Raw genomic sequence first — 9,753 nt, 5'->3', positions numbered from 1 at the left:
CGCAGGGCGCCACCGACTACCTGGCCCTGCCGATGCCCTTCGCCGACGGGCGGATGGCGTCGCTGGTCGCGGTGACCGACCGCTGCGGCGGCTTCGGCGCGGACGACATCGGCCAGCTCGGGGCGCTGGCCGAGGCGCTGAGCCCGGTGCTGGAGGCGGCCGCCGCGCGGCATCTCGCGCGGATGCAGAGGCCGGCATAGGATTGCGAACCATCGGATTCGGGGGATTCCGCACATGACCACCCAGGCGGCCCGCGGCCTGCTGCGCCCACGCAAGGCGCATGAGCACGGCAAGGTCACCTTCGTCGAGCTGTTCTTCGACCTGGTCTTTGTCTTCGCCATCACCCAGCTCTCGCACGGGCTGCTGCACGACCTCACCCTGCTCGGCGCGGTGCACACGGCGCTGCTGTTCCTGGCCGTCTGGTGGGTGTGGATCTACACCTCCTGGGTCACCAACTGGCTGGACCCGGAGCGCACGCCGGTGCGCCTCTTGCTGCTGGTGCTGATGCTGGCCGGGCTGGTGCTGTCGACCTCGCTGCCCGAGGCCTTCGCCGAGAAGGGACTGGCCTTTGCCGGCGCCTATGTCTTCATGCAGCTCGGGCGCAGCCTGTTCACCGCGGCGGCGCTGCGCGGCCACAGCCCGGGCAACTATCGCAACTTCCTGCGCATCAGCGCCTGGCTGGCGGTGTCCGCCGTGCTCTGGATCGCCGGCGCCCTCGTGGAGGCGGAGGCGCGGCTGGCGCTGTGGACCGCGGCGCTGGCGATCGAATACGTCTCGCCCTCGCTCGGCTTCTGGACGCCCGGCCTCGGCCGCTCCACCACCGCCGACTGGGATGTTGAGGGCGGGCACATGGCCGAGCGCTGCGGCCTGTTCGTGATCATCGCGCTGGGTGAATCGATCCTGGTCACCGGCGCCACCTTCGCCGAGCTGGAGCCGGACGGGGCCACCGTCACCGCCTTCGTCATCTCCTTCATCGGCAGCGTGGCGATGTGGTGGATCTATTTCGACATCGGGGCCGAGCGCGGCAGCCACCGCATCGCCCATGCCGAGGATCCGGGGCGGCTGGCGCGCATCGCCTACACCTATATCCACCTGCTGATCGTCGCCGGCATCATCGTCGGCGCGGTGGCGGACGAGCTGGTGCTGGCCCACCCCACGGGCCATGTCGGCGTCGGCACCGTGGCCGCCCTGCTGGGCGGGCCGGCGCTGTACCTGCTCGGCAACGCCCTGTTCAAATGGACGACCACCGGCCGCATCCCGCTGTCGCATCTGGCCGGCCTGGTGCTGCTGGCCCTGCTGATCCCGCTGTCGGACGGGCTGTCGCCGCTGCTGCTCTCGGCCGGCGTGGCGGTGGTGATGCTGGTGGTTGCGGTGTGGGAACGGCTGTCGCTTCGCGGCGCGCACGCTCTATCATCGCCCGAGATCGGCTGAGGGGCTGTCCCGCCATGCATCGCCTGCTGTTCCTGTTCGTCCTCCTGCTCGGGCTGGGCGCCTCGGGTGCTGCCCCGGCGCAGCAGGCGCCGCCGCCGAGCCCGGAGAAGCTGCGCAGCCTGGCCGAGCTGCTGCAGGACCCGGAGGTGCGCGGCTGGCTGCAGAGCCAGGTCGCCGCCCCGGCCGCCGGGAACGCCGGCGCCGCGCCCGCCGCCGAAGGGGTGCAGCAGAGCCTGGCCGGCGGCATCGATGCCACGCGGGGCTTCCTGCGCTCGCTGGTCGCCGCCGCCCCGGCGCTGCCGGCCGAACTCGCCGCCGCCTGGCGGGTGCTGATGGCGCAGCTGGAGGACCAGGGGCTGCTGTGGACGGTCCTGTCGCTCGCGGTCTTCGTCGGCCTCGGCTTCGGGGCCGAGAAGCTCTACTGGTACCTCTCGGCCCGCTTCCGCCGCCGGTTGATCGGCACCCAGCTCGACACGCTGCACGGCCGGCTGCAGGCGGTATGGCTGCGCTCGGTCTACGGCCTCGGCCTGGTCTTCGTCTTCGCCCTCGGCAGCATCGGCGCCTTCCTGCTGTTCGACTGGCCGCCGCTGCTGCAGGAGATCGTGCTGTCCTACCTGCTGCTGGTGCTGATCGTCCGGGTGACGGTGGTGCTGGGCCGCATCATCCTGGCGCCGGGGGCGGAGAGATTCCGGCTGGTGCCGATGGCGACACCGACCGCGCATTTCTGGTTCGTCTGGTCGGCGATCCTGGTGGGCTGGTTCTTCTTCGTGCAGTTCACCCTGGACGTCCTGACCACGCTGGGGCTGCGGCGGGAGAGCTGGTATCTGGTCGGCCTGGCCTGCGGCGTCGTCCTGCTGGGCCTGACTCTGACGGCGCTGTGGCGCGCCCCGACCTTCGACGGCCGCGACCGGGTCGGCCACGACCACCGGATCGGCACCTGGCTCCTGACCCTCTACATCGTCGGAGTGTGGCTGGCGCTGTTCACCGGCTCGGTGGCGCCCTTCTATGTCGGGGTGATCCTGCTGCTGCTGCCGATCGCCATCCGCGGCAGCCATCTGGCGGTCAAGCATGTGCTGCGCCCGGCCGGGGCTGCGGCGGCGGAGGAGATCCCGTCGGTGCTGGGCGTGTCGCTGGAGCGCGGCCTGCGCGCCCTGCTGGTGATCGGCGCGGCGCTGCTGATCGCCGAGGTGCTGGGGCTCGACCTCGCCGCCCTGACCACGCGCGACACCGTGCTGACGCGCCTGATGCGCGGCGCCATCAACGCCGCGATCGTGTTCCTGGTGGCGGATTTCGCCTGGCACCTGCTGCGCGCCTGGCTGGACCAGCGCATCGTCGCCGCCAATGCGGGCGGGCTCGGCACCGGCGACGACGCCCGGCGCCACGCCCGGCTGCGCACGCTGCTGCCGATCCTGAAGAACGTGCTGTTCGTGGTGCTGGCGGTGATGGCCGGGCTGATCGCCCTGGCGGCGCTGGGGGTGGAGATCGGGCCGCTGGTCGCCGGCGCCGGCGTCGTCGGGCTCGCCGTCGGCTTCGGCGCTCAGACGCTGGTGAAGGACGTCATCTCCGGCATGTTCTTCCTGTTCGATGACGCCTTCCGCATCGGCGAGTACATCGAGAGCGGCAGCATCCGCGGCACGGTGGAGGGGTTCTCGCTGCGCTCGCTCAAGCTGCGCCACCACCGCGGCGCGCTGCACACCATCCCCTTCGGCTCGCTGGACAAGATCACCAACTACTCGCGCGACTGGGTGATCGACAAGATGACAGTCTCGGTCACCTACGACACCGACCTCGACAAGATCAAACCGATCGTCAAGCAGGTCGGCAAGGAACTGGCGGCCGACCCGGAATTCGCGCCGCATATCCTGGAGACGCTGAAGATGCAGGGGGTGGAGCAGTTCGGCGACTACGCCATCCAGGTCCGGCTGAAGATGATGACCAGGCCGGGCGAGCAGTTCGTGATCCGGCGCCGGGCGATGGCGATGATCAAGAAGGCCTTCGAGGCCAACGGCATCGCCTTCGCCGTCCCGACCGTCACCGTGGCCGGCAGCGGCGGAGGAGGGGCGGTGCCGCACGCCGTGGCCCAGCACGCGCTGGACCGCGCCAAGCCGGCGGGGGAGGCGGGGTAGGGGCTCCTGCGTCTTCCGGCCTCACCCACCGAAGTCGGCCCGCCCATTCATCCTCCCCCTCCCCCCGCGGGAGGGGTAGGGGGAGGGGGCTGTCGATGCCGGGAGGGAGCGTCGACTATCCTGTCGGCGCAGACGATACGCTCAAGCCTGGAGAAAATCGGTCTCGCGGCGCCAAACCCCTCCCCCTACCCCTCCCGCAAGGGGAGGGGGAGGATGAGAGGGCAGATTTACGGGAACGGGAGAGGCCAGCTTTCAAAAGAACGTCGACCGGGCGCTCGCCGAGTGCTCCTTCAGCACGGCGTTGCTGGAGGGGTCGATCTCCTTCAGCAGCACGTCGTAGCCCCACAGATCGGCCAAGTGCTGCAGCACCTGGCGGGTGTCGTTCTCGGCCAGCAGGATGCCGTTCAGCACGCTGTGCTGCAGGATCAGGCGGCGGTCGCCGGCCAGGTCGACATCCACCACCTGGATGTCCGGGTCGTTCCAGGCCACATCGTAGTGCCGCGCCAGCGCCCGGCGGATCCGGCGATAGCCGCTTTCGTCATGGATCGCGTCGACCCGCAGCTCCGGCTGGCCGGAATCGTCCAGCAGGTGGAACATCCGCCACTGCCGGATCAGCCGCGGGCTCAGGAACTGCGACACGAAGCTCTCGTCGCGGTAATTGGCCCAGACATCCTGCAGCACGCCGGTGGCGTCGCCCTTGCCGGCGATGTCCGGGAACCATTCCCGGTCCTCGTCGGTCGGGTCGACCACGATCCGCTCGATGTCCTGCATCATCCCCAGGCCCAGGGCGTAGGGGTTGATGCCGTTGTAATGCTGGTCGTTGAACTCCGGCTGGTACACGACATTGGTGTGGGACTGCAGGAACTCCAGGAAGGCGCCGTCGTTCAGCGAGCCCTCCTCGTGCAGCTGGGTCATGATCTTGTAGTGCACCCAGCAGGCGCAGCCCTCGTTCATCACCTTGGTCTGCGATTGCGGGTAGAAATACTGCGCCACCAGCCGGACGATGCGCAGCAGCTCGCGCTGCCAGGGCTGCAGACGGGGCGCCGATTTCTCCAGGAAATACAGGATGTTCTCCTGCGGCAGCTCGAGCAGGGCGCGACGGCGCTCCTCGCTCAGCACCGGCCCGGACTTGGCCGGCGCGTTCGGCAGGGTGCGCCACAGGTCGTTGAACACCTGCTCCTGGTATTCCAGCCGCTCCTTGGCCCGCCGCTCCTCGGTCTTCAGGTCCGGCCGGCGCGGCCGCGGATAGCGGTGCACGCCATGGCTCATCAGCGCATGGGCGGCATCCAGCAGCTGCTCGACCGCCATCTGGCCGTGGCGCTCCTCGCATTGCGCGATATAGGCCTTGGCGAACTCCAGATAGTCGAGGATGCCCTCGGCATCGGTCCACTGCTTGAACAGGTAGTTGGTCTTGAAGAAGGTGTTGTGGCCGAAGGCGGCATGGGCGATCACCAGCGTCTGCAGGGTCGCGGTGTTCTCCTCCATGATGTAGCTGATGCAGGGGCTGGAATTGATCACCAGCTCATAGGCCAGGCCGCGCAGCCCCTTGCGGTACAACACCTCGTTCTGGGCGAACTGCTTGCCGAAGGACCAGTGCTTGTAGAACAGCGGCATGCCGATCGAGGAATAGGCGTCGAGCATCTGCTCGGCCGTGATCACCTCGATCTGGTTGGGATAGGTGTCGAGCTTCAGCCCCTTGGCCACCTGCTCGACCCGGTCGTAGATCCGCTGGATCGTGCCGAAATCCCAGTCGGTGCCGGGATAGAGCAGCGTCTCGCCCATTCAGTCGGCTCCCACCCCCACGTCGCGGCGCTGGAACAGCTCGCGGAACACCGGATAGATGTCGCGTCGGTGCCAGACCTTGCGCATGGCGAAGGGCACGTCCGGCTTGCGCACGCGGTCATAGGTCTGCCACAGGTCGGTCTGACGCGGCACCACGCCGGAGGACATCGGGTCCTCGTCGCGGCCGACCTCGAGATAGGCGAAGTACTGGCACAGCGGCAGGATCTCGTCGCCCAGCAGGGCCGCGGATTTGGCGCTGTCGCTCGACAGGTTGTCGCCGTCCGAGGCCTGGGCGGCGTAGATGTTCCAGTCCTCCGGCCGGTAGCGCTGGGCCACGATCGACGCCATCATCTCCAGCGCGGTCGAGACCACTGTGCCGCCGCTCTCGGTCGAGTAGAAGAACGTGTCCTCGTCCACCTCCTCGGCCTGGTGGGTGTGGCGGATGAACACCAGCTCGACATGCTTGTAGCGGCGCTTGAGGAACAGGTGCAGCAGGGCGAAGAAGCGCTTCGCCAGGTCCTTCATGTGCTCGGTCATCGAGCCGGAGACGTCCATCAGGCAGAACATCACCGCCTGGGCCACCGGCTTCGGCGTCGCCTCCAGCCGGCGGTAGCGCAGGTCGACCGGGTCGATATAGGGGATGCGCCGGGTGCGTTGCAGCAGGTGGTCCAGATGCTCCTGCAGCTGGTCGATCTTCTCCTGGTCCGGGTCGGCGTCGGCCTCCAGCGCCGCGATCTCGGCCTCGATGTCCTTGATCTCGCCGGATTTCGGACGGCGCAGGGCGATGCGACGCGACATCGCCCGCTGCATCGTCCGGGTCACCGCCAGGCTGGCCGGCGGGCCGCTGGTGGAGAAGCCGGCCCGCCGCCATCCGACGCTTTCGGACGCGACCAGCTTGCGCTTGGCCAGGTCCGGCAGCTCCAGGTCATCGAGGAAGAGCTCGAGATACTCCTCCTGCGACAGCACGAAGCGGAACTCGTCCTGGCCGTCGCCGTCGGGCGCGCCCTCGCTGCCGCCACCCCCGCCGCCGCGCTTCGGCCGCTGGATGGTGTCGCCCTCGACGAACTCCTTGTTGCCGGGCAGGACGTGGTCGCGCAGGCCGCCGGAGCTGGAGCGGTGCAGGCGTGGCTCGTTCACGCCCGTGACCGGGATCGCGACCTCGCCACCCTGCTCCAGATCCTTGATGCTGCGCTCGCGCGAACTGTCTCTGACCGCCCGCTGCACCAGGGCCTTGGCCCGGCGCAGGAAGCGTTGGCGGTTGACGAGGCTCTTGCCGCCCGGATTAAGCCGCCGGTCGATGATGTGCATGGACATCGCGCGTTGTTCACACCCTCCTGTCTCAGCCCGCCTGCTTGACCCGCATGTACCATTCGACCAGGCGCCGGACCTGCCGCTCGGTGTAGCCGCGGGCGACCATGCGCTCGACGAACTCCTCGTGCTTCTTCTCGGTGTCGCCGTCCTTCTTCGAGCCGAAGCTGATCACCGGCAGCAGCTCCTCGACCTGGCTGAACATCCGCCGCTCGATCACCTCGCGGATCTTCTCGTAGCTGGTCCAGCTCGGGTTGCGGCCCTCATTGGCGGCGCGGGAGCGCAGCGCGAACTTGACCACCTCGTTGCGGAAATCCTTCGGGTTGGCGATGCCGGCCGGCTTCTCGATCTTGGTCAGCTCCTGGTTCAGCAGGTCGCGGTTCAGCAGCTGCCCGGTGTCGGGGTCCTTGAAGTCCTGGTCCTCGATCCAGGCATCCGCGTAATCGACATAGCGGTCGAACAGGTTCTGGCCATAGTCGTGATACGATTCCAGGTAGGCCTTCTGGATCTCATGGCCGATGAACTCGGCATAGCGCGGCGCCAGGTCGGCCTTCAGGAACTCCAGGTAGCGCTTCTCGGTCTCGGCCGGGTGCTGCTCGCGCCGCACCATCTGCTCGACCACATACATCAGGTGCACCGGGTCGGCGGCCACCTCGTTGGTATCGTGGTTGTAGGTGGCGGCCAGCGCCTTGAAGGCGAAGCGGGTGGACACGCCGTCCATGCCCTCGTCGACGCCGCCGGCATCCTTGTACTCCTGCAGGCTGCGGGCGCGGGGATCGACCTCGCGCAGGCTCTCGCCGTCATAGACCCGCATCTTGGAGTAGAGGTTGGAATTCTCGTGCTCGCGCAGGCGGGACAGGACCGAGAAGCGGGCCAGCATCTCCAGCGTGCCGGGGGCGCAGGGCGCGTCGGCCAGCTTCGAGCCGCGGATCAGCTTGTCGTAGATCTTCTGCTCCTCGGTCACCCGCAGGCAGTACGGCACCTTGATCACGTAGATGCGGTCGATGAAGGCCTCATTGTTCTTGTTGTTCTTGAAGCCCTGCCACTCCGCCTCGTTGGAATGCGCCATGATGATGCCGGTGAAGGGCAGGGCGCCGATGTTCTCGGTGCCGACATAGTTGCCCTCCTGCGTCGCCGTCAGCAGCGGATGCAGCATCTTGATCGGCGCCTTGAACATCTCGACGAATTCGAGCAGGCCCTGGTTGGCCCGGTTCAGCCCGCCGGAATAGCTGTAGGCGTCCGGGTCGTGCTGCGGCAGCGTCTCCAGGCTGCGGATGTCGACCTTGCCGACCAGCGACGAGATGTCCTGGTTGTTCTCGTCGCCCGGCTCGGTCTTGGCGATGCCGATCTGGCGCAGCCGCGACGGCTGCAGCCGCACCACCTTGAACTTGGAGATGTCGCCGTCGAACTCATCCAGCCGCTTCAGGCACCAGGGGCTGACCAGCCCGGTCAGGCGCCGGCGGGGGATGCCGTAGCGGTCCTCGAGCTCGGCGCCCATCGTATCGGGGCTGAACAGGCCGAGCGGGCTCTCGAAGATCGGGCTGACCTCGTCGCCGGCCTTCAGCACATAGATCGGGTGCACCTCCATCAGCGCCTTCAGCCGCTCCGCCAGCGACGACTTGCCGCCGCCGACCGGGCCGAGCAGGTAGAGGATCTGCTTGCGCTCCTCCAGCCCCTGGGCCGCGTGCAGCAGGAAGCTGACGATCCGCTCGATCGTCTCCTCCATGCCGTAGAACTCGGAGAAGGCCGGGTACACCCGGATGGTGCGATTCATGAAGATCCGCCCCAGCCGGCCGTCGCGGGCGGTGTCCACGATCTCCGGCTGGCCGATGGCCGCGAGCAGCCGTTCGGCCGCGCTCGCATACATCATCGGGTCGCTGCGACATCCCTTCAGGAATTCTTCGAGGGACATCTCCGCCGCGCGGCGGGCCTCGTATGATTTCGCATAGCTGGTGAAGAGATCGTCGGTCGGTGCCATTGCCACCCGCCAGAGGTTGGAGGATCGAAACTCAACCTAGTGTGCCGTTTCCGGCCGCAGCTTCTGGGCATATGTGTCCGGCCCATGATGGTCCGGGCTTTACGGCGAGATTCGGGTGGATGACGAGGGCCGGCCCCATCCCGCCCGCCCGCAGGCCCGGGGTGGGCTGCGCAGTCGGGACCCGGATGAGGTGCAATATCTGGCACTACCCCTTCTCCACCGCTCGCTCTGCTTAACAATATAGGGTCGAACCTGATCGATAATACTACTGCCTTAATTTTTATCTGGGCCCGGGGCCTCGTTGGTCGAGGTCTTGGCGCGGCCTGCCATCCGGGCCTACGTCGTATCAATGGTAACAGGGTATGCTCAGTTCGCGAGAAAGGCGATGCGGCTTTTCAGCCGACTCGCCTTAAGCACGAACTATGTCATTCTGTGATCGAGAATCCTGATCGTTTGGTCCGGAATCAATCGCTTGCTCGATCGTTGGGGAGGGGCCGGAGGCTCCTGCGGAGGCTTTCGTGAGGCTTGTGGCTGTTACAGAAGCGATGTCCCGAGTCGCATCGCTCCGGTGCCCCGGCTGCCGGCCCAGCCGTGCCGGGTACGGCGCATGACGCTGGAGCAGCTCCGGATCTTCGTCGCCGTCGCCGAGCACCTGCACGTGACCCGCGCGGCGCAGGCCCTGAACCTGACCCAGTCGGCCGCCAGCGCCGCCATCCAGGCGCTGGAGGCGCGCCACGCCACCAAGCTGTTCCACCGCGTCGGCCGCGGCATCGCCCTGACCGATGCCGGCACCGCCTTCCTGCCGGAGGCGCGGGCCGTGCTGGCCCGGGCGGCGCTGGCCGAGCGGGCGCTGGACGACCTGTCCGGGCTGCGCCGCGGCCTCCTGGCGCTGCATGCCAGCCAGACCATCGGCAATTACTGGCTGCCGTCGCTGATGCACCGCTTCCGCGCGGCGCATCCCGGGCTGCAGCTGGACCTCACCATCGGCAACACCACCCAGGTGGCCGAGGCGGTGCGCGAGGGCCGGGCCGATATCGGCTTCGTCGAGGGCGACCTCGACCTCGCCGGATTCGAGCATGCCAGCGTGCCGGGCGACCGGCTGGTGCTGGTGGTCGGCGCCTGCCATCC

Annotated in this window: 6 protein-coding genes and 1 pseudogene; 4 read left to right on the top strand and 3 right to left on the bottom strand. The window is 68.0% G+C overall.

All coding sequences use genetic code 11. The annotated features are described in order from the left end of the window. From P409_RS38955 to P409_RS16805, 3 genes and pseudogenes are all read left to right on the top strand, one after another. A pseudogene (locus tag P409_RS38955) lies at positions 1 to 200 on the top strand (adenylate/guanylate cyclase domain-containing protein); the annotation flags it as partial. Between the two features lie 34 nt (positions 201 to 234). Further along, complete coding sequence (locus tag P409_RS16810) at positions 235 to 1,431, top strand: low temperature requirement protein A (protein ID WP_034839679.1); 1,197 nt, start codon at positions 235 to 237, stop codon at positions 1,429 to 1,431. Positions 1,432 to 1,445: 14 nt separating this feature from the next. Beyond that, positions 1,446 to 3,557 carry a mechanosensitive ion channel domain-containing protein gene (locus tag P409_RS16805; protein ID WP_052120786.1) on the top strand — a complete coding sequence of 704 codons (2,112 nt, stop codon included), beginning with the start codon at positions 1,446 to 1,448 and terminating at the stop codon, positions 3,555 to 3,557. Between the two features lie 252 nt (positions 3,558 to 3,809). Here the strand turns inward: P409_RS16805 and P409_RS16800 are convergent, their stop codons facing one another. Genes P409_RS16800 through P409_RS16790 form a run of 3 tightly spaced genes read right to left on the bottom strand, consistent with a single transcriptional unit; the run spans position 3,810 to position 8,625 of the window. Beyond that, entirely contained in the window at positions 3,810 to 5,339 is a 1,530-nt protein-coding gene (locus P409_RS16800; protein WP_034839676.1) for a SpoVR family protein, read from the bottom strand. Beyond that, positions 5,340 to 6,653: a YeaH/YhbH family protein gene (locus tag P409_RS16795; protein ID WP_430515643.1), complete on the bottom strand. Its 1,314-nt coding sequence runs from the start codon at positions 6,651 to 6,653 to the stop codon at positions 5,340 to 5,342. A 25-nt stretch (positions 6,654 to 6,678) separates the two neighbouring features. Then, positions 6,679 to 8,625 (bottom strand): PrkA family serine protein kinase, encoded by a 1,947-nt coding sequence (locus P409_RS16790; RefSeq protein WP_034839672.1) that lies wholly within the window; start codon positions 8,623 to 8,625, stop codon positions 6,679 to 6,681. 607 nt (positions 8,626 to 9,232) lie between these two features. Between P409_RS16790 and P409_RS16785 the strand changes: the two genes are divergently transcribed. Further along, positions 9,233 to 9,753 (top strand): LysR family transcriptional regulator (locus P409_RS16785; protein WP_034839669.1); only part of this gene is annotated, 521 nt, incomplete at its 3' end.

It is taken from the genome of Inquilinus limosus MP06 (assembly GCF_000767795.1).
GTDB lineage: Bacteria > Pseudomonadota > Alphaproteobacteria > DSM-16000 > Inquilinaceae > Inquilinus > Inquilinus limosus_E.
The sequence above is the reverse complement of the archived record's forward strand: the minus strand, read 5'-3'. Positions and strand labels throughout refer to the sequence as shown.

Excerpts from the sequence above, each read along its gene's own strand:
- P409_RS16810 (WP_034839679.1), top strand. The coding sequence starts at position 235 with ATGACCACCCAGGCGGCCCGCGGCCTGCTGCGCCCACGCAAGGCGCAT.
- P409_RS16800 (WP_034839676.1), bottom strand. The coding sequence starts at position 5,339 with ATGGGCGAGACGCTGCTCTATCCCGGCACCGACTGGGATTTCGGCACG.
- P409_RS16805 (WP_052120786.1), top strand. The coding sequence starts at position 1,446 with ATGCATCGCCTGCTGTTCCTGTTCGTCCTCCTGCTCGGGCTGGGCGCC.
- P409_RS16795 (WP_430515643.1), bottom strand. The coding sequence starts at position 6,653 with ATGTCCATGCACATCATCGACCGGCGGCTTAATCCGGGCGGCAAGAGC.
- P409_RS16790 (WP_034839672.1), bottom strand. The coding sequence starts at position 8,625 with ATGGCACCGACCGACGATCTCTTCACCAGCTATGCGAAATCATACGAG.